The 26,641-nt window shown below is 57.5% G+C and carries 23 protein-coding genes and 2 pseudogenes; 14 read left to right on the forward strand and 11 right to left on the reverse strand.

Features of this window, described 5'->3' with window-relative positions:
- Positions 1–41: 41 nt before the first annotated feature.
- Genes A1830_RS03780 through ssuD form a run of 3 tightly spaced genes read right to left on the reverse strand, consistent with a single transcriptional unit; the run spans position 42 to position 3,714 of the window.
- Positions 42–1,454, reverse strand: coding sequence for an FAD/NAD(P)-binding protein (locus tag A1830_RS03780; protein ID WP_067701941.1), 1,413 nt, complete (start codon positions 1,452–1,454; stop codon positions 42–44).
- Positions 1,447–2,538, reverse strand: a complete 1,092-nt coding sequence (sfnG, locus tag A1830_RS03785; protein ID WP_067701944.1) for a dimethylsulfone monooxygenase SfnG — start codon at positions 2,536–2,538, stop codon at positions 1,447–1,449. The genes A1830_RS03780 and sfnG overlap by 8 nt, the downstream gene beginning before the upstream one ends.
- 9 nt (positions 2,539–2,547) lie before the next feature.
- Positions 2,548–3,714 (reverse strand): FMNH2-dependent alkanesulfonate monooxygenase, encoded by a 1,167-nt coding sequence (gene ssuD / locus A1830_RS03790; protein ID WP_067701947.1) that lies wholly within the window; start codon positions 3,712–3,714, stop codon positions 2,548–2,550.
- 273 nt (positions 3,715–3,987) lie between these two features.
- Between ssuD and A1830_RS03795 the strand changes: the two genes are divergently transcribed.
- The 5 genes from A1830_RS03795 (at position 3,988) to A1830_RS03815 (ending at position 10,175) form a co-directional block, all read left to right on the forward strand.
- Positions 3,988–5,877, forward strand: a complete 1,890-nt coding sequence (locus A1830_RS03795; RefSeq protein ID WP_067701950.1) for an aliphatic sulfonate ABC transporter substrate-binding protein — start codon at positions 3,988–3,990, stop codon at positions 5,875–5,877.
- A gap of 59 nt (positions 5,878–5,936) precedes the next feature.
- The gene (locus A1830_RS03800) at positions 5,937–6,602 is read left to right on the forward strand and encodes a TetR/AcrR family transcriptional regulator (RefSeq protein WP_082804078.1); all 666 of its coding nucleotides are present in this window, start codon (positions 5,937–5,939) and stop codon (positions 6,600–6,602) included.
- A gap of 162 nt (positions 6,603–6,764) precedes the next feature.
- The gene (locus A1830_RS03805) at positions 6,765–7,859 is read left to right on the forward strand and encodes an amidohydrolase family protein (protein ID WP_082804079.1); all 1,095 of its coding nucleotides are present in this window, start codon (positions 6,765–6,767) and stop codon (positions 7,857–7,859) included.
- 69 nt (positions 7,860–7,928) lie between these two features.
- Positions 7,929–9,053 carry an MFS transporter gene (locus A1830_RS03810; RefSeq protein WP_067701956.1) on the forward strand — a complete coding sequence of 375 codons (1,125 nt, stop codon included), beginning with the start codon at positions 7,929–7,931 and terminating at the stop codon, positions 9,051–9,053.
- Positions 9,054–9,227: 174 nt separating this feature from the next.
- Complete coding sequence (locus A1830_RS03815; RefSeq protein WP_067701959.1) at positions 9,228–10,175, forward strand: sulfonate ABC transporter substrate-binding protein; 948 nt, start codon at positions 9,228–9,230, stop codon at positions 10,173–10,175.
- A gap of 63 nt (positions 10,176–10,238) precedes the next feature.
- On the opposite strand, the gene A1830_RS03820 is transcribed toward A1830_RS03815, so the two are convergent.
- Together A1830_RS03820 and A1830_RS03825 are read right to left on the reverse strand one after the other, a co-directional pair.
- Positions 10,239–11,582 (reverse strand): LLM class flavin-dependent oxidoreductase, encoded by a 1,344-nt coding sequence (locus tag A1830_RS03820; RefSeq protein WP_067701962.1) that lies wholly within the window; start codon positions 11,580–11,582, stop codon positions 10,239–10,241.
- Between the two features lie 9 nt (positions 11,583–11,591).
- On the reverse strand, positions 11,592–12,575 hold the full coding sequence (locus tag A1830_RS03825) for an MsnO8 family LLM class oxidoreductase (protein ID WP_067701965.1): 984 nt from the start codon (positions 12,573–12,575) through the stop codon (positions 11,592–11,594).
- 243 nt (positions 12,576–12,818) lie between these two features.
- On the opposite strand from A1830_RS03825, the gene A1830_RS03830 reads away from it, so the two are divergent.
- The 7 genes and pseudogenes from A1830_RS03830 to A1830_RS23750 all read left to right on the forward strand — a co-directional run bounded on the left by A1830_RS03830 (position 12,819) and on the right by A1830_RS23750 (position 18,573).
- The gene (locus tag A1830_RS03830; protein WP_369815689.1) at positions 12,819–13,736 is read left to right on the forward strand and encodes an ABC transporter substrate-binding protein; all 918 of its coding nucleotides are present in this window, start codon (positions 12,819–12,821) and stop codon (positions 13,734–13,736) included.
- Positions 13,737–13,750: 14 nt separating this feature from the next.
- Positions 13,751–14,269 (forward strand): GNAT family N-acetyltransferase, encoded by a 519-nt coding sequence (locus A1830_RS03835; RefSeq protein ID WP_067701968.1) that lies wholly within the window; start codon positions 13,751–13,753, stop codon positions 14,267–14,269.
- Positions 14,270–14,278: 9 nt separating this feature from the next.
- On the forward strand, positions 14,279–15,202 hold the full coding sequence (locus tag A1830_RS03840) for an amino acid ABC transporter permease (protein ID WP_067701971.1): 924 nt from the start codon (positions 14,279–14,281) through the stop codon (positions 15,200–15,202).
- Positions 15,203–15,231: 29 nt separating this feature from the next.
- A complete protein-coding gene (locus A1830_RS03845; RefSeq protein ID WP_067701974.1) occupies positions 15,232–16,068 on the forward strand; it encodes an amino acid ABC transporter ATP-binding protein in 837 nt (278 codons plus the stop codon).
- Between the two features lie 327 nt (positions 16,069–16,395).
- Positions 16,396–16,584, forward strand: a pseudogene (locus tag A1830_RS23175) (hypothetical protein); the annotation flags it as partial.
- Positions 16,585–16,874: 290 nt separating this feature from the next.
- Positions 16,875–17,036 (forward strand): annotated as a pseudogene (locus A1830_RS23865) (arylsulfatase regulator); the annotation flags it as partial.
- Between the two features lie 283 nt (positions 17,037–17,319).
- Complete coding sequence (locus A1830_RS23750) at positions 17,320–18,573, forward strand: MAP7 domain-containing protein (protein ID WP_304439231.1); 1,254 nt, start codon at positions 17,320–17,322, stop codon at positions 18,571–18,573.
- Between the two features lie 16 nt (positions 18,574–18,589).
- On the opposite strand, the gene cui is transcribed toward A1830_RS23750, so the two are convergent.
- From cui to A1830_RS03865, 3 genes are all read right to left on the reverse strand, one after another.
- A complete protein-coding gene (gene cui, locus A1830_RS03855; RefSeq protein ID WP_067701976.1) occupies positions 18,590–19,120 on the reverse strand; it encodes a colicin immunity protein Cui in 531 nt (176 codons plus the stop codon).
- Positions 19,121–19,215: 95 nt separating this feature from the next.
- The gene (locus A1830_RS03860) at positions 19,216–20,334 is read right to left on the reverse strand and encodes an ABC transporter permease (RefSeq protein WP_082804081.1); all 1,119 of its coding nucleotides are present in this window, start codon (positions 20,332–20,334) and stop codon (positions 19,216–19,218) included.
- 10 nt (positions 20,335–20,344) lie between these two features.
- On the reverse strand, positions 20,345–21,391 hold the full coding sequence (locus A1830_RS03865) for an ABC transporter substrate-binding protein (protein ID WP_082804082.1): 1,047 nt from the start codon (positions 21,389–21,391) through the stop codon (positions 20,345–20,347).
- Positions 21,392–21,605: 214 nt separating this feature from the next.
- Here A1830_RS03865 and A1830_RS03870 point away from each other — a divergent pair, with 214 nt between their 5' ends.
- Both A1830_RS03870 and A1830_RS03875 read left to right on the forward strand, forming a co-directional pair.
- Complete coding sequence (locus tag A1830_RS03870) at positions 21,606–22,397, forward strand: ABC transporter ATP-binding protein (RefSeq protein WP_067701979.1); 792 nt, start codon at positions 21,606–21,608, stop codon at positions 22,395–22,397.
- A gap of 19 nt (positions 22,398–22,416) precedes the next feature.
- Positions 22,417–23,457 carry a PLP-dependent cysteine synthase family protein gene (locus A1830_RS03875; RefSeq protein WP_067701982.1) on the forward strand — a complete coding sequence of 347 codons (1,041 nt, stop codon included), beginning with the start codon at positions 22,417–22,419 and terminating at the stop codon, positions 23,455–23,457.
- A 27-nt stretch (positions 23,458–23,484) separates the two neighbouring features.
- On the opposite strand, the gene A1830_RS03880 is transcribed toward A1830_RS03875, so the two are convergent.
- From A1830_RS03880 to A1830_RS03890, 3 genes are read right to left on the reverse strand one after another with little or no spacing between them, the layout of a single operon-like run.
- On the reverse strand, positions 23,485–24,297 hold the full coding sequence (locus A1830_RS03880) for a MetQ/NlpA family ABC transporter substrate-binding protein (RefSeq protein ID WP_067701985.1): 813 nt from the start codon (positions 24,295–24,297) through the stop codon (positions 23,485–23,487).
- Between the two features lie 16 nt (positions 24,298–24,313).
- On the reverse strand, positions 24,314–24,982 hold the full coding sequence (locus tag A1830_RS03885; RefSeq protein WP_067701988.1) for a methionine ABC transporter permease: 669 nt from the start codon (positions 24,980–24,982) through the stop codon (positions 24,314–24,316).
- Positions 24,975–26,000, reverse strand: coding sequence for a methionine ABC transporter ATP-binding protein (locus A1830_RS03890; RefSeq protein ID WP_067701990.1), 1,026 nt, complete (start codon positions 25,998–26,000; stop codon positions 24,975–24,977). The genes A1830_RS03885 and A1830_RS03890 overlap by 8 nt, the downstream gene beginning before the upstream one ends.
- Positions 26,001–26,641: the final 641 nt, after the last annotated feature.

The following is a 26,641-nucleotide window of genomic DNA, read 5'->3' on the forward strand; positions in this document are numbered from 1 at the left end:
CGGCAGGCCGTACGTATTAACAAGGTGTAAAGGGGAATAAATCAGTTTGTTAGCGAGGCGGGACATCGCTCCTGATGAGGGCTGGAGGTAATACCGAGCAGCTGATGCGCGATAAACACGGCATGTTCGGCAACCTGGGGCAGCCCCATCAGCTCGCCAAAATGCCCTCGCGCGGCGGGACCCGCCACCCACAGATGGGCATTGCTCTGCCCCTGTGCATTGACCGTTCGGGAAGCGTCATCGACCCGGATCCCAAGCGCCAGCGGATCGGCCTGAATCACGCCTTCTGCCGCCAGCTGGCTCAGCAGCGCATCGCTATTGAGCAGTGCACCCTGTGCCGGGCCGGTAGTAATAATCAGCCGGTCGGCCAGCAGCGTCTGCTGAGTGCCTTCGCGGCGGGCAAGCGTCAGCGCTAACGTCGATCCTTTACGCTCAACCCGTTCCAGCCGCGCCGCCAGGACAGTCAGCTGCCCACTGATTTGCAGCAGCTCAAGCACCGCGCTAACCTGGGGGGCGATGCGGTAGCGGTGCACATCCCACCACGGGCGCAGATGGCGCAGAAAACGCTGCTGCTCCTTCAGCGGTAGCTGCTGCCAGATGCGCTGTCCGTTGAGGCGGATATCATCCAGCACCCGCTGCCACGGCAGATTCTCCTTTGCCCCCAGGGCTACCTCCCGGCGGATCCGCCGCAGCCAGCCGCGCACGGTAGTCGGCGACTGCTGATAATCGAGCGGTCTGGCATCCCAGCTGCCGCTGAGGTTGTCGCGCGGCAGCTGTCCCCGCCGTGAGAAGACGGTAATCTTCCCCCGATGCCCCTGACGATGCAGCGAGGCGACCACATCCGACATGGTCAGCCCGCTCCCCATAATGGCTACCTGCTCCTCTTTGCCAACCCGCGCCAGCGCGTCCTGCTGCCAGGGATTAGCGATAACCCCACGATGGCCGCTCAGCGACCTGGTCAGAACTTTCGGCAATGCCGGCGGGGGATGGCTGATCGCCAGTACCAACTCATCCGCCCGATAGCGCTCCCCGGAGGCGGTCACCACCACGCCGTTATCCAGCGCAACGGCACGATCGCGAACGTGAACCAGCCTGACCGGAGCGTGCTCTGCCTGGTGGTCAAACTGTGCAGCAATGTAGCGGCCAAACTGACCCCGCTGCGGATAGACGCTGCCGTCGGACCACTGCGCATCCGGATCGGCAATAAAGGCGTCTGAGGCGCGATACCAGCGGTCAAATGCCCCTTCTTCCTCCGCCGACAGCTGCATGCGCGATGCGGGCACGTTAATGCGGTGCGTCGGATCGTCCGTGCTGTAGGCCACCCCCTGCCCCAGACGTTCGCGAGGCTCGATTACTGTCACCCTCAGCCCGGCGTGACCGAGCCGGGCCAGATGAATAGCCAGCGCGGTCCCGGTAAAGCCGCCGCCGACGATAACAATCTCTCTTTCAGCCATGACTGAGCTCCGGTTGCAGCTGCCGCTCCAGTTCGCGTACCAGCGGGATCACCTCACGGCCAAAATATTCCACCTCTTCCTGACAGTGCAGAAAGCCCAGCAGCAGCAGATCCACCCCGGCCTGATGCAGTTCGATGATACGTTCGGCAATCTGACGCGGCGTGCCAATCAGATTGGTTTTGAATCCGTCGTTATACTGCACCAGATCCTCCAGCGTCGAGTTGGCCCAGTTGCCCTCACCTTCCGGCGATGCGCTACCGGCATTTTTCACCTCGTGCTGAAAGCCCTTTACCGCGTCGGGGTTGGCCTGCTCCACGATCTGACGCAGCACCTGATGCGACTCCTGCTCGCTGTCGCGGGCAATCACAAAGCCATTAACGCCAATCCTGACGCTATGCTGGTTTTCAGCCGCTTTCTGCTGAATATCCACCACCTGCTGACGAACGCCTTCCAGCGTATTGCCGTTAGTAAAGTACCAGTCAGACACCCGGGCGGCCATATCGCGGGCGGCGCGTGAGCTTCCCCCCTGGAAGATTTCCGGCAGAGGCTGCAGCGGCTTCGGTTTAAGCGAATAATCGCGGTAGCGGTAGAAATCACCGGCAAAGGTAAAGCTCTCCTCCTGCCAGATCCCTTGCAGGCAGCGAATAAACTCTTCCGACCGCAGATAGCGCTCTTCGTGATCCAGCCACGGCTCGCCAATGGCTTTAAATTCTCCCCGAAACCAGCCGCTGACGATATTCACCGCAATGCGCGCCGAAGAGAGGTGGCTGATGGTGGCGATTTGCTTCGCCGCCAGCGTGGGATTCCACGGGCCGGGCAGCAGCGCGGCAATCACCTTAAGCCGTTCAGTCGCCCCGAGCAGCGCCTGAGAAAAGGTCACCGACTCATGTTGATTGTCCGCCCCATAGCCCGCCGTAAAGCGGATCTGCGTCAGGGCGTATTCAAAGCCGACGCGCTCGGCAGTCTGGGCGAGTTTCCGGTTGTAGTCGAAATCCCAGCTGGTACGCTGCGGGATCTGGCTGATCACCAGGCCGCCCGAGACGTTAGGCACCCAGTAGGCAAATTTAATCGGTTGACGGGTCATGCTTAAACCTCACTGTTGTGGTTTTTGCGGACGGCGATCGCCGCCGATGGTTTCACCAAAGGGTCCGGTGTTCAGGGTCTGCTGTGGCCGATCGCTCTTCCCGCTGAGCGGCAGTAGCGGCATCACCAGTTCGGCAAAACGATGCGCCTCCTCCAGGTGGGGATAGCCGGAAAAGATAAAGTTCTCAATACCCAGCGCCTGATACTCGCGGATGCGCTCGGCGACCTGCTGCGGATTGCCGACCAGCGCCGTACCTGCTCCCCCCCGAACCAGACCGACGCCGGCCCACAGATTGGGTGCGATGCGCAGCCCCTCGCGCGAGCCCTGATGTAACGCGCTCATTCTTGCCTGACCGGTGGAGTCCATCCGTGAGAAAATCTTCTGCGCCGCGGCGATGGTGTCATCGTCAAGATGCGCAATCAGCCGATCGGCTGCCGCCCACGCCTCCTCTTCCGTTTCGCGGACGATCACGTGCAGACGAATGCCATAGGAGAGCGTCCGTCCGCGCGCCTCTGCACGCTGACGCACCACCGCCAGCTTCGCAGCAACCTGATCGGGCGGCTCCCCCCAGGTCAGGTAGGTATCGACCTGGCTGGCCGCCACCTCAATAGCTTCATCAGAGGAGCCGCCAAAGTAGAGCGGCGGCCCGTCCTGCTGCACCGGTGGAAACAGCACCTCAGCGCCCTCCACGCGGATATGGTCGCCAGCAAAATCGACTTTCTCCCCCTTCAGCAGGCGGGAGTAGACCGTCAGGAATTCGCGCGTGACCTGATAGCGTTCAGCATGCGTCAGAAAGATGCCGTCGCCCTTGTTCTCAACCGGATCGCCGCCCGTTACCACATTGATCAGCAGCCGCCCCTCCGAGAGACGATCCAGGGTCGCCGCCATACGGGCGGCCAGGCTCGGCGGCTGGAGGCCAGGACGAACCGCAACCAGATAGCGCAGGCGTTTGGTTATTGGTGCCAGCGCCGAGGCCACCAGCCAGGAATCCTCGCAGCTTTTCCCGGTCGGGATCAGTACGCCGTAATAGCCCAGGTTGTCTGCTGCCAGCGCAACCTGTTGCAAATAAGGCAGATCCACCGCCCGCCCCCCTTCTGTGGTGCCCAGATAGCGTCCATCGCCGTGGGTCGGCAGAAACCAGAATACGTTGATCTTTTCCTGCGTTGCGTCGCTCATTATCACTTTCCTATATAACGATATCTGAATTTATTTCATAGATTATGCTCATTAGGTTATAAAGAACTTAGCAGGATGCATGCCAGATTTTAAATCAATAAAAATTGATTATTTTCAATTGCTTACCTTTTTATCGCTACGGGGCAGGCTGCTGCAAATGCAGCAGCGGCCGGGCATAAATTGCTGCATTGGCAGCAAAACGGGCGCCTTCCCCCTCGTCTCATTTCCCATCAGCAGGTATCGTGGCTTTTCGTTAAACCGCAGGAGAATCGCATGCATAACCCCGGCCCGGACCTGATCGATCCCGCCTCGATTGCGTTTCAGAGCGTACTGGACCGTCTGGCCCCCACCGACGCCACGGTGCTTATCGTCGGCGAAACCGGCACGGGAAAAGAGGTGGTGGCACGCTATCTGCACCACCACAGCCCCCGTCGCCAGCAGCCCTTTCTGGCGGTTAACTGCGGCGCGCTGACCGAGAGTCTGGCGGAGTCGGAGCTGTTCGGTCATGAGAAAGGCGCGTTTACCGGTGCGGCTGAGCGCCATCAGGGCTGGTTTGAGGCCGCCGAGGGCGGTACGCTGCTGCTGGATGAGATTGGCGAGCTGAGCCTGCCGCTCCAGGTGAAACTGCTGCGGGTGCTCCAGGAACGTGAGGTGACCCGCGTCGGGTCGCGTCGCCCGGTCAGGGTTAACGTGCGGGTGGTGGCGGCCACCCATGTCGATCTGGCCAGCGCTATTCGCGAACGCCGCTTTCGCGAAGACCTTTACTACCGACTTAACGTCGCCGCCGTCACCCTGCCACCGCTGCGCCAGCGACGCGAGGATATTCCGGTGCTGGCCAGCCATTTTCTGGCCCTCTACGCGCGGCGTCTTGGTCGTCCACTGCTGCGTCTGAGCGACGAATCGCTGGCTACGCTGATGTCCTGGTCCTGGCCGGGGAATATCCGCGAGCTGGAAAATACCCTGCACAATGCGGTCCTGCTCAGCCGGGAGCCGCTTATTACACCGCGTCAGCTGCGCCTCGGCCCGGTGAGCGGCGCGGCGCTGCCGGATGAGGAAGAAGATCTCGACCGCTTCCTGCGCCAGCAGCTGCGCGAGAATAACGGCCCTCTCTATCCACGGGTAATCGAATCCCTGGTGCGCAACGCCTTTGAACTCAGCCAGGGCAACCAGATGCAAACCGCCGCCCTGCTGGGGATCAGTCGCAATACGCTACGCACCCACCTCGGGCACCTCGGCCTGATCAAACCCCGGCGCAGCCTGGCCACAGGTGGCGCGCGAACATCCGCCCCGACGGAAGATGGCGAACGCGAGCTGCGTATTGGCTATCAGAAGTTTGGCAACCTCGGCATTCTCAAAGCCCGCCAGTCGCTGGAGGCGCAGTTTGCCGACCAGGGCGTCAGCGTGCTGTGGAGTGAGTTTCCCGCCGGGCCGCAGCTGCTGTATGCCCTGGAAAATCATGAAATTGATTTCGGCACCACCGGTGACGTTCCGCCAATCTTTGCCCAGTCCACCAGCAGCGCGCTGCGCTACGTGGCCTGGGAGCCGGCCGCGCCGCAGAGCGTTGCCCTGCTGGTTACCGGGGACAGCCCCATTCGCACCCTCGCTGACCTGAAGGGAAAACGGGTGGCGGTTAACAAAGGCTCGAACGTCCACTATCTGCTGCTGCACATTCTTGATGAAGCGGGCCTGACGTCAGAGGATGTCCGCATCGTCTATGCCCCGCCGAAATACCCGCTGACGCCCAGCGATCGCCATGCGGTGGATGCCTGGATGATGTGGGACCCGCTACTCAGCGATGCGGAGCAAAGCGGCCAGATGCGGGTTTTGGCAAACGGCGAAGGCCGGGTCAGCAACCATCAGTTCTATCTTGCCGACCAGCAGTTTATTCGCCACTCCGCCGACCTGCTTCACGCACTGATTGACGCGCTTGAGCAGACGGGCCGCTATATCGATGCACACCGCGCAGACGCCGCCGACCTGCTCGCGGCTGAGCTGGGCCTGGCTCCCGAGGCGGTAGGCCGTGCGCTGGGTCGGCGCAGCCATCAGACGCGCCGGATGGATCTCACCATTATTCGCCAGCAGCAGGCCATTGCCGATCGGTTCTATGCGCTGGGCCTGCTGCCCCGGGCGATCAAAGTACGGGATGCGGTGTGGCAGGAGTGACGGCGCCCCTGTCGGCCTTAGCCAGTGGATTAATTACCGGGAAGCATTAGAATACCCTAATGAAAAATCATCCACTCACTACAGCCACAGAAACCGATCTCCCCCGTAGGGGTCGCCCGCCCGTCCCCGAAGCGACGTTGATTAACAAAATCCAGCAAAGCACCTTTCATCTGCTGCAAACGAAAGGCGTTGAAGGGGTCAGCGTGGATGAGATCTGCCGGAACGCCAGAGTGGCGAAAAAAACCTTTTACCGGTTTTACGCCGATAAAGAGAGCCTCATCGAGAGGATTATCGTGGACTGGTCCTCCACGCGGGTTATCCCCGACCTGGCCATCCCGCAGAGCCGCGAACAGACCGTGCACATTTTGACCCTGTTTTTTACCGAGCTGGCGCAGCGGGCGCTATCTGCCGAATCTGTCGCCCTCTTCAGGCTGCTGCAAAACGAAAGGGGCAAGCAGCAGCAGTTCCTGAGAATGTATCAGGAGATGGGCATTGAAAACGCAAGCCTGCTGCTGAACAGGTGGTTTGAGCACATTCAGCATCTGCCTTTTATCAACCCTGACTGGCCGCAGAATGCTGCTAAGCAGCTCCAGGCCCTGATTATCTCCCCCGTACTGCGGGAGATCCTGCTGGGACTGACGCCCCCTGTTCCGGCGTATGATATCCGCCCCCGAATCAACGACGCCCTGACGTTTATCTCCCCGCTGCTCTTTCATCGGACGTAACCGTCTCGCCGCCAGCCGTCCAGCCGTTATGCCTGCTTACCCTTTATCACCGTTGCTTACAGCCGCTGGCTTATGCTGCTGCGTCTTCGCCCGTATAGTCGATTAAGGAAACGATAGGCGTTTCCTTAATATTCCACCTTTGACAACAAATGGACCGGGCTGATGAGTAACAGAAGACACTTTTTACGCAGCGCAGCGGCAGGCGCAGCGACGCTTGCCGTGGGCAGCAGCATACTGACGGCAGGCCAGTTATCGGCCAGGGCGGATGATAGCGTGCCGCACAGCAAGCCTGAATCGGCCCCGAAAAAGATTATTGCCCTCGAAGAACACTTTATGCTGCCGGAGTTTGTGACCTACCTGGCTGAAACAAAACAGAATATCAAACCGGCGCTGTTCAACAACGTCGTGCCCGTTCTGTCCGACTTCGGTGCGGGCCGTCTGGAGGTGATGGATAAAAACGGCATTGATTTCGCCGTGCTGTCGCTCTCCGGCCCCGGCGTCCAGATTGAGTCAGACAGAGAGCAGGCGGTGAAGCTCGCCCGCTACGCTAACGATCGCCTTGCGGAAGAGATGCATAACAATCCACATCGCTATGGTGGCTTTGCGCATCTTGCGATGCAGGATCCCCGGGAGGCAGCCCGGGAGCTGGAGCGCTGCGTCAGGCAGCTGAAAATGCAGGGGGCAATGATCAATGGCGAAACTAACGGCCTCTATCTCGACGACCGCCGCTACGATATTTTCTGGGAAAAAGTGCAGGAACTGGATGTGCCTGTCTATCTCCATCCGGGTAATCCACCGGATCATCCCCATATGTTTACCGATCACCCTGAGATGTGGGGGCCAGTCTGGAGCTGGGCGGTTGAAACCTGTAGCCATGCGATGCGCCTGATCTTCAGCGGGACCTTTGACCGTTTCCCCGGCGCTAAAATCATTCTCGGCCATATGGGGGAAACCCTGCCCATCCAGCTCTGGCGGCTGGACAGCCGGATCCAGACCGCCAATCTGAAATACGCCCTGAAAGAGATGCCCTCGTACTACGTGCGCAAGAATATCTTTATCACCACCTCCGGCGTCTGTTGCGATGCCGCGCTGCGCTGTGCGTTAGACAGCATAGGCCCGGAAAATGTGATGTTCTCGGTCGACTATCCGTTTGAGAAGACGGATATCGCCAGCCGCTGGATCCGCAGTGCGAGCGTCAGTGAAGCCGAACGTAATGCCGTTGCCTGGCAGAATGCCTCCCGGCTGATGAAGCTCTGATTTGTCCTGACCCTGTGCCCCCAGGGTGACGTGACATTGTCACCACTCCTCACTGATTAAAGGTCATTTATGAAAACACTCCCGCAAACGGGTGGCTTTACGCTGATGGCCGTGGCCTGCCTGACCATCATGGTTGGCTGCGTTATCGTACCGGGCCTGCCCTCCATTTCCCGCCATCTGGGCGTGGAGGATGCCGCCGGCTGGCTTGTGACGCTTCCGGCACTTGGCGTGGTCCTTTTTGGTCCGCTGGCCGGACGGATTGTTGACCGGGCGGGGCTGACGCGTTCACTCCATATCGGACTGTTTTTATATGGCCTGTTCGGTGCGGGTGGCGCTTTTCTGCACGGGCACTGGGCGGTATTTACCGACAGGCTGCTACTCGGTATGCCCACCGCGCTGGTGATGTCCAGCGGCACCGCGCTGATCTCATCGTTTTATCACGGCGAGGCCAGGATGCGAATGATTGCCCGTCAGGGAATGTCGATTGAACTGGGCGGCGTCATCTTTTTGTTTCTCGCCGGTCTACTTGCCACCGCAGGCTGGCGCTGGCCATTTACGCTCTATCTGCTTGCCTGGGTATTACTGGCGATGGTGCTGGCCTTTATACCGGGCGACCCACACACCGCACCGGAAGAGACGGCCGCGTCCCCGCGGGCGAAAACCGGTGCGCTAAGGCTGACCTATACCGCCGCACTGTTTTCGATGATCTGCTTTTTTACCGCCATTATCCTGCTACCGCTGCACTTTAACGCCATAGGGGTGAGTGAAGCGCAGACCGGTTATTTTCTCTCATTCGTCTCGCTGATAGCGGTTTTTGCCGCGTGGCTGATGCCAGAGCTGGTCAGGCGCCTGTCCGGGCGGGTAACGCTTGCCCTGGCTTTTACGCTGTATGCCGTGGGGCATCTGCTGTTTGCCTTTGCTCCCTCTATGCCCTTTTTTGTGCCTGGCGGCATCGTCATGGGCTGTGCATTTGGCTTCTCGGTCCCGCTGGTTAATCATCTGATGGTGCAGCTTTCCAGCCCGGCTCAGCGCGGACGAAATCTTGCCCGCCTTTCCATGGCCCTGTTTCTTGGGCAATTTCTGGCTGGCTTTATGGGGTATCTTCCTGGGAACAGTACGGCGGTGTTTACTGCGGCAGCGCTCATTGCGGCCGCTATGGCCGCGCTGACGTTCGCTTATAAGCCTTTTCAATAATCGGCCGCGGGCCCAGGCTTCGTTTATAAGCCTTACCGATAATCCGCTGCGGCTGCGGGTCCGGGCCATGCCCGCATTTCCGCCGCTGGGCTAAGGTTAGCTATTTTCGTCATTAAGCGGTTGCCACGCCTTTTGCTATGTTGCCCGTAGTGTAATGACATAAAGGGAAACAGGATGAAAAAGGTCTGGCTGAGCAGCCTGATGGCGGCCGCATTAATTAGCATTACCTCTCACGCACTGGCGGAAGAGACCCCTGCGGCGGTAAATATCGGCTTTCAGAAAGCCAATATCTTCGCCCTGCTTAAATATCGCGGCACGCTGGACAGCGAATTCAAAAAACAGGGTATTACGGTGCGCTGGGTTGAATTTCCGGCAGGGCCGCAGATGCTGGAAGGGTTAAACGTCGGCAGCATCGATCTGGCCGCCACCGGTGATGCCCCGCCGACCTTTGCTCAGGCGGCGAAGGCCGATCTGGTCTACCTTGCCCACTCTCCCGCCAACCCCAAAACCGAGGCGATCGTCGTACCGCAAAATTCGGCGATTAAAACCGTGGCCGATCTCAAAGGGAAACGCGTGGCGCTGAATAAAGGCTCCGACGTCAACTACCTGCTGGTTAGCGCGCTGGAAGATGCCGGGTCAGGCTATCGGGACATCATCCCGGTCTATCTGCCCCCTGCCGACGCGCGTGCGGCGTTCCAGCGCGGGGCGGTGGATGCCTGGGTGATCTGGGACCCCTACTACGCCGAGGTGGAAAGCAGCACGGGCGCAAGACGGGTGAAGGACGCGACGGGCCTGGTGCCACACTATACCTTCTACCTGGCGAGCCGTAAGTTTGCCGACCGCTATCCGCAAACGGCGCTGAAGGTGGTGGATCAGTTGGGGGATCTGAGCGACTGGGCCAATCAGCACCCGCAGGATGCGGCGAAAATCCTCTCCGCCTCTACCGGCCTGGCGCAGCCCATCTGGCAGCGTGCGCTGGCCAGAATGCCCTTCGGCGCAGAGCGCATGACCCCGGCCGTGTTTCAGGAGCAGCAGAAGCTGGCCGATAAGTTCACCCAAATCGGCCTGCTGCCGGTGAAAGTGGACGTCAGCAGCGCGACCTGGTCGCTCGACAGAAAATAACGCCTGTGCAGGTGGGCGGCCGCGGCTGCCCACCTGCACTTGTGTCACAGCAGTGAATATACCTTAATTTTCCACCCGCGCAGGCTGTCTGGCCTGCTCCGCCGTCGTCGCATAGCGGCTGGTTTTAAAGGGGAGCGACAGTCGCCCGCGCAGGGTAGCCTGGTCTGATGGCTGCCAGTAGCCGCGCGCGGTGAGGATCGGCAGGACAAGCTGGGTGATATCCTCCAGCGCCTCCACCAGCACCGGCCCGCTGATAATAAAGCCGCTGGCTCCCCCTTCCTCCACCCAGCGAATAAAGGTCTCAGCCACCTGCTCTGGCGTACCGAAAAACTCCCCCCGGGGCAGCGTGGTTTCAAAGGCAACCTGGCGCAGGGTAAGCCCTTCCGCCTTCGCCCGCTGTTTAATACTGTCGGTGGTCGAACGGAAGGTATTCTGTCCCAAATCGCCCAAATCCGGGAACGGCCCGTCCAGCGGATACTGACTGAAATCGTGGTGGTCAAAGAAGCGTCCCAGATAAGCCAGCACGTCCTCTGCCGAGAGCAGCGAAAGCAAATGCTGATATTTCGCCTCGGCCTCTTCTGCCGTTTTCCCGACGATCGGGCTGATGCCGGGAAAAATACCCACCGGCTCCCGCCCATTTTTCGCCACTTCTGCCTGGAGCCTGTCGGCGTAGATCCGCGCCTCCTCCAGCGTACGGGCATTGGTAAACACCGCATCCGCTGATTTGCCGGCCAGCGCAATGCCGGTTTCCGACGCACCCGCCTGGAAAATAACCGGCTGCCCCTGGGGAGAACGCTGGATATTGAGCGGCCCTTCCACCGAGAAATACTCCCCCTGGTGATTCAGCTTATGCAGCTTTGCCGCATCAAAAAACCTGCCGCTCTGCCTGTCGCGAATGAAGGCATCATCCTCCCAGGAGTCCCACAGCCCCTGCACCACGCTGATATACTCCCCGGCAATTTTATAACGCAGCGCGTGATCCGGGTGCGCCTTGCCAAAGTTGCGCGCCGACCCTTCCAGGGGCGAGGTCACTACGTTCCAGCCTGCCCGGCCGCCGCTGATATTATCGAGCGTGGCCAGCTGGCGGGCGACAGTAAAGGGATCGCTGTAGGAGGTGGAAACCGTCCCCGCCAGGCCGATGTTATGCGTCACCGACGCCAGCGCGGAGAGCAGCGTAATGGGCTCAAATCGGTTTAGAAAATGCGGCAGTGATTTCTCATTAATGTGCAGGCCGTCGGCGACGAAGAGAAAATCGAAGCCCGCCGCCTCTGCACGCTGCGCCAGCCCGGTGAAGTAGCGGAAGTTAACGCTGGCATCCACCGGGGCCTTTGGGTGACGCCAGGCGTTCATATGCCCGCCCGCGCCGTGCAGCATCAGTCCGAGTTTAATCGTGGTCGTGTTGCTCATCAGATTTCCTTACTGCTGGCCCGCCAGCAGGGCGATGGAACGCAGACGCTGGCTGGCATCGGCCAGCGGCGTGTGCAGGATAAATTCGGAGATGTTTAGCCGCTGCTGCAGGGCAGCCAGCTTTTCGTGAATGCGCGCTGCGGTGCCGTGCAGGATGGTCAGCGGCTGCTTATCAATGCGGTAATCGCTGGCCCCCGCCTGACGCACAAACGCCTCTGCCTGGTCGCGCGTACCGACGGTGACGTGTTTGTCCCCCAACGTGACGCGGAAGTTATGCTGATCGGCCACGTGTGCCCGCGCCTCTTCTTCGGTATCGGCAGCCAGCGCCGCCAGGCTCACCAAAGCCTGACCCCGCCCACCGGCATACTCATGGTAAGCCAGCACGGCCTCAGTCATCGCGACCTCGTCGGGGTTGATAAAACCGGCAAAGACAAAGTTCCAGCCCAGGGACGCGGCCAGACGTGCGCTCTCTTTACTGGCCCCCAGCAGAAACCGCTGCGGCGAGGTGGCCGGGGCGGGTAGCGCGCGGGCTTCGTCCCCGGAAGCATTTGCCCCATCCTGATTCAGGTACTGGTCCAGCCGGGTGAGCTGCGTGGTGAAGTCGTCACGGCTTTCCCCTCGTGCGCCCTGAAGCGCCCGGGTAGAAAGCGGCAGCCCGCCCGGTGCCTTGCCGATGCCCAGATCCACCCGATCGGGAGCCAGCGACGCGAGCAGATGGAAATTCTCCGCCACCTTGTAGGGGCTGTAGTGCTGAAGCATCACCCCGCCGGAGCCGATGCGTAGCCGGGCGGTTTTTGCCAGCAGCCAGGCGATCAGCACCTCCGGCGAACTGCCTGCCACCCGATCGCTGTCGTGGTGTTCAGATACCCAGAGGCGATGATAGCCCAGCCGCTCGGCCTCGAGCGCAAACGTCAGGGTGGTGCTGAGCGCCTGTTCAGCACGCTCTCCCTCAGCAATGGGGCTTTGATCTAATAAACTCAGTCGGTAATTCACGGCAGCCTTCCTCGCGGTTTTGCATCAGAATTTCATATAAGCCGCCGGGTATTAAATATTAATTCCGACTTAGGTTTTCCGTTATTGTCACAAACCTCCCGGTAATGGAGCGCCGTGGTTTTTAATTAGCCCTTATTGTTATTTCGCCCTTAGTTTATTTAGTTTTGTTGTTTTACTTCATCCGCCCCCTGGAGAATAGTGCAGGGAAAGTGGAAAATGAAAATACGGATAAACAATAAAATGATGAATCGAACGCGCCTGGCCGCACTGGCCCTGGCCCTCAGCTTTACTACCCTAAGCCACGCCGCTGGCGCCGACCTGGTGGCGAATGAAACCCCCATTCATACCGTTAAAAATAACGCCGCCGCGGCATTAATTCCCCCCGGGTTTAAATTTGTTAAGCCGGGTAGCCTGACCGTAGCGCTGGCGGTGTTAGGCAGCGCCCCGCCGTTTGGCTTATATGCCAGAGACAACAAAACGGTGATTGGCAGCGAGGCGGATATTGCCCGCCTGGTTGCCGACGGGCTGGGGCTGAAGCTGAATATCGTTCCCGCCTCGTGGGAGGACTGGCCGCTGGGCGTCGCGTCCGGTAAGTATGACGCGGCAATATTCAATATCACCGTTACCCAGGCGCGGAAAGAGCGCTTCGACTTTGCCACCTACCGTCTGGATACGCTGGGCTTTTATGTTAAGAGCACCAGCAAGATCGTTAAGATCGACGCCGCGCCGGATATTGCCGGTAAACGCATTATTGTCAGTTCCGGTACCAATCAGGAAGCCATCCTGCTGAGCTGGGATAAACAGAATCAGGCGAAGGGGCTGGCCCCCTTCCAGCCGCTCTATGTAACGGATGATGCTGCCTCCACGCTCGCTCTGCAATCCGGCCGGGCCGATGCCAGCTTTGGCCCTAACGTGACCGGTGCGTGGCGGGCCAGACAGACCGGCACCACCCGGCTGGTGGGCACCGTTCCCGGCGGCTGGCCTAAAACTGCCAATATTGCCGTCACCCTGAAAAAGGGTAATGGGCTGGTGAACGCCGTCCAGGCCTCGCTAAACAGCGCAATCGCCAACGGCAGTTATCTCCAGGTGCTGGATCGTTGGGAGGAGAGCGTGGAGAAAATAGACCACTCTGAGATTAATCCGCCGGGCCTCGGCGACTGAGCAGGGAGAACCCGATGATCGACGATCGCTTTATTCATACCAGTCCGGACGATCCGCTGATTGAACCGGTGCTTGATGGGCTGTTTGCGGAGTACCGTCAGCGCTACGGTGATTATTTCGCGGCTCAGGCCGAAGAGGTTGAGCCCCTGGGGCTGTACGCCCCACCCGAGGGTGCCTTTATCGTCCTGCTGCGCCATGAGACGCCGATCGCCATGGGGGCGTTTAAACGCTATGACGCCCGCACGGCCGAGCTTAAGCGCATCTGGACGCATCGCTCTATGCGGCGCCAGGGGCTGGCGCAAAAGGTGCTTGCCGAGCTGGAACGTCTGGCACGACTCCAGGGCTATCAGCAGGCGTTTCTCACCACCGGCTTTCGCCAGCCGGAGGCGGTCAGGCTCTACCTGTCCCACGGCTACCAGCCGCAGTTTGATACCTCCGTCGATCCGGAACGTTACTCCCTGCCGCCCTATGACGGGCGTCTGCCCTTTACTAAAGCGCTGTATCATCCGTCCGCGCTGAAGCAGAGTGCATAAGGAGCTGAGATGTCGTCCGATAATCCCGTTCGTTCCGCGCTGACCAAGCATACCGCCCATTCCGCGCTGAAGGTCGTACCCGCGCGCTATCCACTGCGGCTGCTGGGCGCACTCTTTTCGCTGTTTATCCTGCTGGGCATTGTGCAGTCGGTGGCGACGAATCCACGCTGGGAATGGGCGGTGTTTGCCCGCTGGTTTTTTGATCCCATAATCCTGAGCGGTCTGGGGAAAACGCTGATGCTAACGCTGCTCGGAACGCTGTTTGGCACCCTGCTGGGCACGGCGCTGGCCCTGGCGCGCCTGTCGCCGTCCTGGCTGCTGAGTACGCTGGCGTGGGGGTATATCTGGCTGTTCCGATCGCTGCCGCTGCTGCTGGTACTGATTGTTTTGTATAACTTTTCCTATCTCTATGACCAGCTGTCCCTGGGGATCCCCTTTACCTCAGTCACCTTCTTTCACCACGCCACCACCGATGTACTGGATCAGTTATCCGTGGCGGTGCTCGGCCTGTCGCTGGTACAGGGTGCCTATACCGCAGAAATTATTCGCGGCGGCATTCTTGGGGTGGATCGGGGCCAGCATGAAGCGGCTGCCGCCCTGGGCCTGCCGCCCTTGCGCCGCACCTTTCGCATCATTTTGCCTCAGGCGCTGCGGGCCATTTTGCCCACGGTTTTTAACGAAGTGATCGGCCTGGCTAAGGGTACCGCCATTGTGTATGTCCTCTCCATGCCCGAGCTGTTTTACACCGTACAGATACTTTATAACCGCACCCAGCAGGTGATCCCGCTGCTTATGGTCGCCAGCGTCTGGTATCTGCTGATCACCACCGTGCTGTCTGTCCTGCAGTTTTACGTGGAGCGCTTTTTCGCGCGTGGCGTGCTGCACGAATCTGGCCGGCCGCGCATCACCTTTTTTCGCCGTGCTCAGCCTTAAACAGCGGTGCCAGCACGCAGGAGTTTACCGTGTCCGAAGCTTATCAACTTTACCCGCCGCAGGGAGCGCAATCTGACGTTGCGCACGCCCCCCTGCCGCGCTCGCGCCAGGGGCGCATTGAAATCAGTAATATCAGCAAACGCTATGGCACCTTTACCGCACTGGATAACGTCAGCCTGACCATTGAGCCAGGCACGGTGACGGTGATCCTTGGGCCGTCAGGATCGGGTAAATCCACCCTGCTGCGTACCATTAACCATCTGGAGCGCGTCGATGAAGGCTTTATACAGATTGATGGCGAATATGTCGGCTACCGTCGCAAAGGCGACCGGCTGTATGAGCTTAAGGAGCGGGCAATTCTGAAGCAGCGCACCCAGGTTGGCTATGTCTTCCAGAATTTTAATCTTTTTCCACATATGACGGTGCTGGATAATATTACCGAAGCGCCGGTCGTGCAGGGGTTACTGACCCGCAGGCAGGCCGTTGAACGGGCTTACCGGCTGCTGGAAACGGTCGGCCTGCATGAGAAAGCTGAAGCATGGCCGCGCCAGCTTTCCGGAGGTCAGCAGCAGCGGGTCGCTATCGCCCGCGCGCTGGCGCTGGAACCTAAGGTGATGCTGTTTGACGAGCCGACGTCGGCGCTGGATCCGGAACGGGTTGGCGAAGTGCTGGAAACCATCAGAACGCTGGCGCTATCGGGAGTGACGATGGTGGTGGTCACGCATGAAATTGGCTTCGCCCGGGAGGTGGCCGATCGCGTGGTCTTTATGGCTGAGGGTAAAATAATTGAATCCGGTAGCGCAGAGCGGGTACTTAACCGCCCCGCCCATCCGCGCACGCAGCGCTTTTTGCAGCGGGTGCTGTAAACGACTTATACCGGTTTTTATGGAAAAACATCGCATCCACCAGGTTGTTACTGAACTGGCGATATCACGGTGGACAATGTGGGGAGCCTGTTGCTCAAGCTGTGAAGACAGTGAAGGTGCCCATGGCCGTTAACCTTAGGGTGTGCAGATTTTTTCCCGCTGCGCATAGCGTTCATGCCTGGTAGGAGACGGGCCTGGGAGTGACTTACCGTGAAAATAACGTACACTTTATGACTGCAATACAGCCTGGTTATGCCCGCTGCTATTCGGACAAGCGGAATTTGACTGTCCCGCAGCAAGCCCACCAACGTTGTCTGATAAACAGCAAAATTAGAACATATTAAAAAAGCGCTTATGACAGTGAATGTCCATATCGCTGCCAGCACCCTTACAGGACGTGCAGCGGGTACGATAGCTGGAGTTGTGGCTACATATGGCCTTGTCCAGAAAGCGGCGGATAGTGCCCATCGTCTACAGGTTCAAAACCCAGCCTGGCACTTCGCACTTTACATGCAATAACTGGAAATGATGTATTTCCTGATTGAACCGGTATTCGAGCGTGGCAACTTAGATTTTTATCATCTCTGTACGGACCAGTGATTCTCACGATTATTTTCGCACTGCTTCAGGAATATTTTTCCCTGACAGCCCTGTCTGGCCTACAGGCGTATTCGCCACACTTATGATTTTTATTTTTACGCGTTACTGTAAATGGTGACAGCGTGAATATCGCATTTTTTTAAATCATCAATGATAAGGAAATTATATGTCTACTCCCGCTCACCTATGGCCTGAAGATGAAATAAGACTATATGGATGCCTCTTAACGGGTGATGGACAGCGCGTCAAGAGTACAGATGGACTACATTCTCCTGCGATAGCCTGAATATTTTCGCTTTGCAAAATTGATGGGAAGGCTGGCACAAGGCAATGCAAATGGAGTCATTAACGTGCCTAAAGATCACTGAAAACCTCGCGCCGGAAATTTCGACGGTTCCGGCGTAGAACCCCCTTATAGTTGAAAGTATATATTGCAGCATCATTTAAGCAGGCGAGTTAAAAAATAACAACACGCGAACTAAAATGGACAAAAATTAATTATTCAAATAACAGGAGTCAGATCCCAAATCACAGTGGAATGTGCGGTTATGATATGTTGAAAATCACTCTATGGGGATAGCATCAGAACTTTCGAGGCGCAGCACCACAGATTTACAAGCTCTTATAAACCCTAAGGATGAGGAAAATAATATGAGCAAAAGCCATGATCAGGGTACTATAACGGTCGATGCCCCATCATCTAATCCAGGCTCAGAAAGTCCACGTGGTAACAGCGGAGGTAGCGGAGGTAACAAGGGAAATAATGGGTCGCACAATAATAACAAGGGAAATAGCAGTGTAGTCTCCCGAGCCGCAGGTGATACCCTTGCCCGTTCTTTTGGTATCAATCCACAAGAGTTCACAGGCTATTATATCGATGGAAACGGCGATATTATAGCCGAAGTATCTCTTTCATCACCAGCAGTTCCCACCGTGGATGGATACAGGGTGGGAGTGAACCTCGGTCCTCTACCACCCGGTTTAATTCCCAACAATAATGGGACGGCAAATAATGGAAAGAAAGCAGGCTCAAATCCAGGTGGTCTCGTTACTATTTCCTTTAGAGGTGATACTTCCGATGCACGTATTGCCGCGCTGAATAAAATCATAAGCGCTAATGCACCGCTGGTAAACAGTGGCCATTCTGGTCAGAGGATTGTGCGTGCGAAACAGGCAACGTGGCTGGCACAGGCTGAACTGGTGGTGATTAATAATGCACGAAAGCAAAAGGATGCAGAGGACAGGGCAAGAAAAGAGCAGGAAGAACTGGCACGTCAGCGTGAGAAGGAAGCGGCCGAGAAAGCCAGTGCTGAAAGAGAGACGCTGAGCAAAACCAGTGGGCTTATCGCTGATGTCGGTGACCGAATGGGTGAGTATCTTGGAGATAAGTATAAATCGCTGGCTAACGAAATTGCGAATGATATAAAGAACTTCCAGGGGAAAAATATTCGCAGTTACGATCAAGCGATGGCATCGCTGAGCAAAGTCACGTCTAATCCTGCGATGAAAATCAATAAAGCAGATAAAGATGCGATTGTTAATGCGTGGAAGCATGTAGATGCTCAGGATATGGCGAATAAACTCAGTAATCTCGGAAAAGCGTTTAAAATTGCTGATAGAGTGATGAAAGTCGAGAAGGTGAGGCAAAAAAGTATCGAAGGATATGAAACTGGAAACTGGGGGCCGCTAATACTGGAAGTAGAGTCCTGGGTGCTGGGCGGGATAGCTGCCAGCCTGGCCTTAGGTTTTTTCTCAGCGACAATTGGGCTTGCTTTGTTATATGCTGGCGTTCCTGCGATAGCTGTGGGAATATCAGGAATTATGTTCGCTGCCATCGTCGGAGCATTGATTGATGACAACGTGGCTGACAAACTAAATCAGCAAATAATCCGCCCCGCAAATTAACTGGAAAGAAAGGCGGTCATTGCCGCCTTTCTTTTAAAAGCCTGCGAGCAATAACAGGAATAAAAAGCACGCCATAGCTCAACATAAATATCACAAAATAGAATGCAATATACGCCAGCAGCAAGAGTGAATTATGTCCTGACATCAGCCTGAGAGGTCTCCCTGCGGTGGTCAGTTCATGATCGCAGCACAATAATAGATAAAAACAAAATGCATAGAAGAATGGACTGAGCAGACAAGAGCGTATAAGCGCCGCTCTGTCAACATTCTTAATAACTTTGCGAATCTTTATCGTACACGCAAAGCATAAAAAAGCCAAAATGGGTGCGGTTTTGCAATAAACATCCATGACCTTAGTCATCAGCGGATTTTTTGCAGATATTAGTCCCGGAAGATCGGCGGTTCTGGCTGCGATATCCTTCAGAATGGCAGAGTCAGCGTTATGCAAATCCATCGCCCAAATCACTACCAGCGGAATAACACCCGCAAACAAAAACAGATAGGACAGCCTGTTTGCTAATTTATTGTCCTCTTCAATACTCCGCATTGCGATTCCTTCGCCTCTGTGCTGGTCACCTTTTCTTCATCATATACCCATCCCGGCGGTAATTACACCGCTCAAACAACCCTGCTGATATCCCCTCACCACTTCATCGCACCTTGCTGCCATGACAGCAGCCGGTCACGCAGGGTAAACAGCAGCGTGATTAGCGAGGAGAATAGCAGCGCCATCACGATCAGCGCACCGTACATATTGGCATAGGCGGCCCAGCCCTGCGCCCACTGTAGATACCACCCCAGCCCCGACTTCACCCCCATCATTTCCGCGGCGACCAACACCGAAAATGATGCCCCCAGTCCCATAAACAGCCCGACAAACACGTGCGGCAGCGATGCCGGTACCGCCACGCGCAGGATCAGGAACAGCGGACGCGCCCCCAGAGTTCTTGCCACGTCATAATAGCGATCGTCAACGCTGCTGACACCTGACCAGGTCAGCACCGTCACCGGAAACCAGGTTGCCAGGGCAATCAGAAAAATTGCCGCGGAAAAGCTGGAGGGAAAGAAATAGAGCGACAGAGGCAGCAGCGCCGTTGAGGGAACCGGACCCAGCAGGCGCAGTACCGGATGAACCCAGTACCCCAGCCCACGCGACCAGCCGATGGCAACGCCGGTGATAAAGCCACTCAGGCTGCCCAGTACAAAACCTGCCGCCAGCAGCCGCAGCGAATTCAGCACGCTGTCCCCCAGCCGTCGCCAGTCGGTGGCATAGGCCTCAACCAGCGCACGCGGCGGCGCGAAAAAAGGCGCGGGCAGCAGCGCCAGCTTGGCGGTAACCGTTTCCCACAGGGCAATCAGCACGGCCAGCACCACCAGCCAGCGTGCCGCCCTGCGCAGCGGGTCGAACAGCCGCCCGTTAAGCACTCTTCCCAGCAGCGTTGCGAGGGTGAGGAAGACCGCCAGCACCACGAACAGCCGGTGAGTTTCACCGACAAAGCGCGGCGGCGCAAAACCCACCTGCCGGTCCGGCCAGAAGATCATCAGCGCCGCCAGCAGCCACCAGGCGAGTACCGCCAGCGCTAAGGCGGGCGAAATGGCTGCCGGGGGCGCAGGCGTTTGTACGAACGTGCGCGGAATAGCAGCTGATGGTGCAGACGTTTGTGCTAATGCGGATGGGATTGCAGGCGATGAGACCGGCGGCAGTGCAGTATGCCCGCTGCTTTTCTTCGGGCTGGCATCGGTAAAGGCGTCGCTGGACATGGTGCCTCCGTTAGCTCATATGCGCGTGCTGAACCTCAGGCAGCAGCTCGGGAACATAGTGTTCCGCAAAGCGCTGCGCATCGGTATCAGGACGTATCACGTTGATGAGTTTCAGCTCATTGACATACACCGCGACCTCTTTACGCAACTGGTCGCCGGTCGAGTGATGATGGTGCGTATGTTCGCGCAGCATCGCGGTGATGTCGTCAATCGGTACCTGGCCCGGCACATAGGGGGCAAAGATTTTTGCCGTCTCTGCCGGATGATCGGCGGTCCACTGCTGGGCATCCACGATCGCCTGGGTAATTGACCGCGCCACGGCGGGATTATTACGTACCAGCGATCCGCGCAGGCCTAATACACAGCAGGTCAGATTGCGGTACTCGCCGTTAAGGTTATTGTCCACCTCGACCAGCCCCTCACGATGTTTGATTAACCATCCCTGGGGATCGTCGGTGGCCAGCGCCTGGACTTCCCCCTTGCGCAGCGCCTCACCAAACAGGTCTTCCGGGTACTGTACCCAGTTGACCTGTTTGTCGGCATCAATGCCCTGCTTAGCCAGCTGGATAGCAAAGAAATTGCGGATTGGGCTGGCCTGATCGGACACCGCGACGCTTTTTCCCACCAGGTCGCGTACGCTGTGGATCCCGGCGCTGGCCGGGGCCAGCAGCCGCATACAGCCGCCGTGCGTACCGACGGTCAAATCGACGTCAAACCCCTGCTCGAGCGGTTTAAGCCAGCGCAGCGCCATACCAATGCCGCCATCCGCCTGCCCGGTAGCGATGGCCTGGAGCAGGGCATCCGTCGGGCCGCTAAAGTTGACCGGCTCAACGTCCAGGCCATATTTTTTAAAAAAGCCCTGCTGTAGCGCCACGGAGATCGGTGCCTGACAGACCGCCGTCTGTCCCCAGGCCAGCTTAACGGGGGTCAGTTTTCCCCCGGCGGCTGTCGGAGGTTCAGCCCAGGCAGGCAGCGCTGAAGCCAGCCCTATTCCTGCTCCCATCGCGCCAAGCGTCTGAATAAAGGAACGTCGCGAAAAATTCCGGTGACCGGCCATAATTAACTCCCTGAAGTATGATGTGCTCACTACTTTTACAGGCCTGGAAATATCCACCAAATAACATTAGTGCATTAATAATTCTGCCAGCGGCAATATGTCTCAAAGCCTCACTATATTCACTTTGTACGTTAGCTTAGCGGTTATTGTTTATTTACCTTTTATTCTCAGCGCGGAATATAACCGCCAGCAGCAGAAGATATAAGGACCATAAATGACGTTAGCCGAAGACATTAGCCCGGTCACCGGGCTGGCATTAACTATTGCGGGCATCAGCCACGCGTTCTATCTGGGCGGTGAGGCGCTCCCGGTGCTGGACGACGTCTCGCTACGGGTGAAGCCGGGGGAATTTGTTGCCCTGCTTGGCCCCTCCGGCTGTGGGAAATCCACCCTTTTGCGTCTGGTGGCCGGGCTTGACAGGCCTGCCGTCGGGCAGATTGAGGAAGATGGCAGGCCGCTTAGCGGCCCCGATCCCAGCCGGGTGGTGGTGTTTCAGGATCCCACCCTCTACCCCTGGCGCAGCGTGTGGCGTAACGTCGCGCTGGGGCTGGAAACCCGCAGCAGGCTGACCGCAGAGGACAAAATTCGCGTCGACGCCATGCTTGAGAAGGTGGGTTTAAGCCAGTTTGCCCATGCCTGGCCGCATCAGCTTTCCGGCGGCATGGCGCAGCGCGCCTCGCTGGCACGCGCGCTGGTTAACCGGCCCCGACTGCTGCTGCTGGATGAACCTCTCGGCAAGCTCGACTCCCTGACGCGCATCCGTATGCAGCAGGAGCTGGTCGCACTGTGGCGGGAGCAGCAGTTCAGCGCGCTGATGGTCACTCATGATGTGGAAGAAGCCCTGCTGATGGCCAATCGGGTAGTGGTCTTTAGCCCGCGTCCCGCCCGTATTATCGACACCCTTGACGTGGCCCTGCCCTGGCCGCGTCGGCGCGACGACCCGCGCCTGATCCAGCTTCGTACCCGCGTGCTCGATTTACTTGGCGCGGATATCCCCGCGGCCTGAATTATCCCCGGAGCCTTTAATGACAATCTATAACGGCATTACCGAACTGGTCGGCCAGACCCCACTGCTGCGGCTTAACGGCTTCAGCCAGCAGTTTACCCTGCAGGCCGAGCTGGTGGCGAAGCTGGAGTATTTTAATCCTAATCACAGCAGTAAAGACCGCATCGCGCTGGCGATGATAGAAGCGGCGGAGCGTGACGGCAGGCTGCGGCCCGGCATGACGCTGGTCGACACCACCAGCGGCAATACCGGTATTGCGCTGGCCGCCATTGCGGCAGCAAAGGGCTATAAATTTCGCGTCTATCTTCACGACAAACTGAGCGCCGAGCGCTTTGCTATACTCACTGCCTTTGGTGCGGAGATCGTGCCGTTTAGCCAGGTCGAGGGCTTTGACAACGTTATTGAAGAGAGCGACGGTGACTTTGTTGCTGCCGCCCGCTGGCTGGCGGCTAACGTTATCCTGAAGCAGCCGAATATCTGCTTTACCTGCCAGCTGGAGAATCCGGTAAATCCTGATGCCCATTACCGGCATACCGGACCGGAGATCTGGCAGCAGACCGGCGGCCATATTGATCTGCTTATCGCCTCGGTCGGCACCGGCGGTACCCTTTCCGGCGCGGGACGCTATCTGAAGCAGCACTCGCCATCAATTCAGCTGATTGGCGTTGAACCAGGCAGCCACTCGATCCCTGGCCCTGATAACCCGGACAGGCGTGAGATAACCGGGGTGCACGCCTTCCACGACGTGGCACCTGAACGGGTGCCGCCCACGCTCGATCGTACCCTGGTAGATGATGTCTTTGCCGTGGAGAGCTGGCAGGCGATACAGACCGCGCGCGAAGTCGCGGCTTCGGACGGTATTCTGGTTGGGGAGTCTTCCGGCGCGGTGCTCTTTGCGGCGCGTGAAATTGCCCGCAGGCCGGAGAACGCCGGCAAACGTATTGTGGTGATTCTGGCTGACAGCGGCCTGACCTATCTCTCGACCGGGCTGTTTGATCCCCGGCTGACCATTCCGCAAATCGAAGCGGCACAAAAACCGGCGTACGTAAGCGCAGTATAAAAAAGGCCGGTTTCCCGGCCTGTGGCATCAGTTATTAACGGGAATAACCGCGCCTTTATATTTGGTGCGGATCCAGTCCTGAATTGATTTAGAGTGCAGAACGGTAACCAGTGCTTTAATGTCTGGCTTATTCTCATCACCGCGATGCACGGTGATGATATTGGCATACGGGTTATTCTCGCCGCTCTCAACCGCAATCGGATCTTTAACCGGATCCAGACCCGCATCAATCGCGTAGTTCGCGTTAATCACTACCGCGTCACCTTCATCGTTGTTATACATCTGCGGCAACAGTGCGCCCTCAACGTTTGCGAGGAATTGCAGATGCTTCGGGTTGTCCACAATGTCACTGATGCGCGCATCCACTTTGCTGACGCCTGGCTTAAGCTTAATCACGCCGGCCTTTTCGAAAATCGAGAGGATACGCCCCTCTTCGGCTACGGCGTCACGCATGATCACTTTGCCATTCTGCGGCAGATCCTTCAGCGACTTATACTTTTTGGAGTAGATGCCAATCGGTTCGATATGAATGGCGCCCGCGCTGACAAAGTCATAGCTTTTATCGCCCGCATGATCTTTCAGCACGCTGTTCAGGTAGGGAACGTGCTGAAAGTAGTTCGCATCAATGTCGTGGCTGGCCAGCGCCGTGTTCGGCAGGATGTAATCCTGGAAAGGCTTGATCTCAAGGTCGATACCCTGCTTAGCCAGAATCGGTTTTGCCTGCTCCAGGATTTCCGCGTGCGGGACATTGGAAGCGCCCACGGTCAGGGTATCTGCCCACGCGCTCAGACTCAGCGCGCCCAGGGTGGCCGCAGCCAGCAGCGTCAGTGTTTTTTTCATTATTCCATCCTTAACGTTAACGTTTGTCGAGCCGTGTAGTAATGACATCACCTAAAAACTGGATGATAAAAACAATCACCAGAATCATCACCGTTGCCACCAGCGTGACGTCACTGTGGTTACGCTGGAAACCTTCAAGGTAGGCCAGATTACCCAGGCCACCCGCGCCAATCACCCCCGCCATCGCGCTATAGCTGACCAGCGCTATCAGGGTGACCGTAATACCGGAAACCAGCGCCGGAGAGGATTCAGGCAGCAGAACGCGGAACACCAGCGTACTCAGTCGCGCGCCCATTGAACGCGTGGCTTCAATCACGCCACGGTCTACCTCACGCAGGGCGATCTCCACCAGCCGGGCATAGAAAGGCGCCGCGCCGACGATCAGCGCCGGAAGCGCCGCATTCGCGCCCAGAATGGTGCCGATCAGCGTTTTGGTGAAGGGGATCAGCAGTACGATCAGAATGATAAAGGGAATAGAACGGAACACATTGACCAGAATCGAAATGATCGAATAGAGCACGCGATTCTGATACAGCCCGCCGCGCGCAGTCAGAAACAGCACCAGCCCCAGCAGCAGCCCCAGCACAAAGGTCGCAACGCCTGAGAGTGCAGTCATATAAAGCGTTTCGCAGGTTGCTGACCAGAGCTGGTCCAGCTTCAGATGCGGAAAAAGTGTCTCAATCATGATTGACTACCTCGGTCGTGACGGCGCGGGCATGCAGATCGGCCAGTATATTCTCCAGCTGAGCACCGCTGGCCGGGACCTGTAGCCACAGCTCACCGAAGGTGCCGTGGGCGGTTTGGGTCATTTTTCCATGCAGGATATTGAACGGCAGCGCGTATTTCAGCGTCAGCTCGCCCACGATGGGCTGGCTGGTATTCTGGCCGACAAAGGTCAACTTCAGTACGCTGCCCGCGTCGCCATCAACCAGTGCGGCGTTAAAGGGCGTGTCGGCGCTGCTGTATTCCGTGGTTTGCTTCACAAACTGGCGGGTAATAGACTTTTGCGGATGCGTAAACACCGACAGCACCTCGCCCTCCTCCACAATTCTGCCTTCCTCCATCACCGCAACCCGATGACAGATTTTGCGAACCACATGCATTTCGTGGGTGATCAGCACGATGGTGAGCTGAAGTTTGCGATTAATATCCAGGAGCAATTCGAGAATGGCATCGGTGGTCTGCGGGTCAAGGGCTGATGTCGCCTCGTCGCAGAGCAGAACTTCCGGGTTATTCGCCAGCGCGCGGGCGATGCCCACACGCTGCTTCTGGCCGCCGCTGAGCTTTGACGGATAGGTATTCTCTTTGCCAGCCAGTCCCACCAGCTCAATCAGCTCTTTTACCCGCGCCTGTATCTGGGCCTTTGGGGCCCCGGCAATTTGCAGGGAAAACGCAATATTCTCACTGACGGTACGCGACCACAGCAGGTTAAAATGTTGGAACACCATGCTGATTTTTAGCCTTGCCGCGCGCAGGGCTTCGCCGTTTGCCGTCGCAATATTCTGCCCGGCAATCGTCACGCTGCCGGCGGTGGGCTTTTCCAGCCCGTTAAGCAGGCGAATGAGCGTGCTTTTGCCTGCGCCGCTGTAGCCGATAATGCCATATATTTGTCCCTGTCCTACCTCAAGGCTGACATCGTCAACCGCGGTGACCGGACCGGCGCTGGTGTTGAAAATCCTGGAAACGTTGCGCAAAACTATCATCGGGTGGAGCCTGCTGTTGTTATGTACAAAAATCGACGACCAATTAAGTAAACTGATTAAAATGAATACATTATTGTCTGGGCTAATGTCCTCGCGATAGTAGAGGTGAGTATTGAGGGTGAAAAGGACCATTAGGAAATGAGTTATAACGAAATTGAATAAGGGTTGCGCTCTGCTTACTGCGGGGAATTATAGCCTGCCCTGAGGCGGTGGGCAGGCTGTTACATCCAGTTATTGGTGCAATTATGCGGGTGTTATTTGACGTTCAGTATGAAGTTATCGAAGTGAACGTCTGACGTGGTGCCGGACAGTCTGAATGCATTCACCTCCACCCCCAGCGTCGCGGTAGTAATGGGTAAATCCAGTGAAACACGGTTATCCGTCCACTTACGGGGATTATGAACCGAACGGGTATAGGTTCTGCTGACCTCCACGCCTCTTTGGTCCCTTGCTATCAGCCACACCTCACCATAATCCCCATCCCCCCACCCGTTAGATTGAAACCTGAGAGTTGCTACGGCTTTACCTGTTGAGACCACGTCAGCATCAAGCGCTACCTCCTGGCTTATCCGATCGTTGTTATCGGGATAGCTGCCACCGTTACGCCCGGTGAAAAAGTAGTTTCCGTCCACCGAATAGAT

The sequence above is a fragment of the Erwinia sp. ErVv1 genome (assembly GCF_900068895.1).
In the GTDB taxonomy this organism is placed as follows: domain Bacteria; phylum Pseudomonadota; class Gammaproteobacteria; order Enterobacterales; family Enterobacteriaceae; genus Erwinia.

Excerpts from the sequence above, each read along its gene's own strand:
- A1830_RS03780 (WP_067701941.1), bottom strand. The coding sequence starts at position 1,454 with ATGGCTGAAAGAGAGATTGTTATCGTCGGCGGCGGCTTTACCGGGACC.
- sfnG (WP_067701944.1), bottom strand. The coding sequence starts at position 2,538 with ATGACCCGTCAACCGATTAAATTTGCCTACTGGGTGCCTAACGTCTCG.
- ssuD (WP_067701947.1), bottom strand. The coding sequence starts at position 3,714 with ATGAGCGACGCAACGCAGGAAAAGATCAACGTATTCTGGTTTCTGCCG.
- A1830_RS03795 (WP_067701950.1), top strand. The coding sequence starts at position 3,988 with ATGCATAACCCCGGCCCGGACCTGATCGATCCCGCCTCGATTGCGTTT.
- A1830_RS03800 (WP_082804078.1), top strand. The coding sequence starts at position 5,937 with ATGAAAAATCATCCACTCACTACAGCCACAGAAACCGATCTCCCCCGT.
- A1830_RS03805 (WP_082804079.1), top strand. The coding sequence starts at position 6,765 with ATGAGTAACAGAAGACACTTTTTACGCAGCGCAGCGGCAGGCGCAGCG.
- A1830_RS03810 (WP_067701956.1), top strand. The coding sequence starts at position 7,929 with ATGAAAACACTCCCGCAAACGGGTGGCTTTACGCTGATGGCCGTGGCC.
- A1830_RS03815 (WP_067701959.1), top strand. The coding sequence starts at position 9,228 with ATGAAAAAGGTCTGGCTGAGCAGCCTGATGGCGGCCGCATTAATTAGC.
- A1830_RS03820 (WP_067701962.1), bottom strand. The coding sequence starts at position 11,582 with ATGAGCAACACGACCACGATTAAACTCGGACTGATGCTGCACGGCGCG.
- A1830_RS03830 (WP_369815689.1), top strand. The coding sequence starts at position 12,819 with ATGAATCGAACGCGCCTGGCCGCACTGGCCCTGGCCCTCAGCTTTACT.
- A1830_RS03835 (WP_067701968.1), top strand. The coding sequence starts at position 13,751 with ATGATCGACGATCGCTTTATTCATACCAGTCCGGACGATCCGCTGATT.
- A1830_RS03840 (WP_067701971.1), top strand. The coding sequence starts at position 14,279 with ATGTCGTCCGATAATCCCGTTCGTTCCGCGCTGACCAAGCATACCGCC.
- A1830_RS23750 (WP_304439231.1), top strand. The coding sequence starts at position 17,320 with ATGAGCAAAAGCCATGATCAGGGTACTATAACGGTCGATGCCCCATCA.
- cui (WP_067701976.1), bottom strand. The coding sequence starts at position 19,120 with ATGCGGAGTATTGAAGAGGACAATAAATTAGCAAACAGGCTGTCCTAT.
- A1830_RS03860 (WP_082804081.1), bottom strand. The coding sequence starts at position 20,334 with ATGTCCAGCGACGCCTTTACCGATGCCAGCCCGAAGAAAAGCAGCGGG.
- A1830_RS03865 (WP_082804082.1), bottom strand. The coding sequence starts at position 21,391 with ATGGCCGGTCACCGGAATTTTTCGCGACGTTCCTTTATTCAGACGCTT.
- A1830_RS03870 (WP_067701979.1), top strand. The coding sequence starts at position 21,606 with ATGACGTTAGCCGAAGACATTAGCCCGGTCACCGGGCTGGCATTAACT.
- A1830_RS03875 (WP_067701982.1), top strand. The coding sequence starts at position 22,417 with ATGACAATCTATAACGGCATTACCGAACTGGTCGGCCAGACCCCACTG.
- A1830_RS03880 (WP_067701985.1), bottom strand. The coding sequence starts at position 24,297 with ATGAAAAAAACACTGACGCTGCTGGCTGCGGCCACCCTGGGCGCGCTG.
- A1830_RS03885 (WP_067701988.1), bottom strand. The coding sequence starts at position 24,982 with ATGATTGAGACACTTTTTCCGCATCTGAAGCTGGACCAGCTCTGGTCA.
- A1830_RS03890 (WP_067701990.1), bottom strand. The coding sequence starts at position 26,000 with ATGATAGTTTTGCGCAACGTTTCCAGGATTTTCAACACCAGCGCCGGT.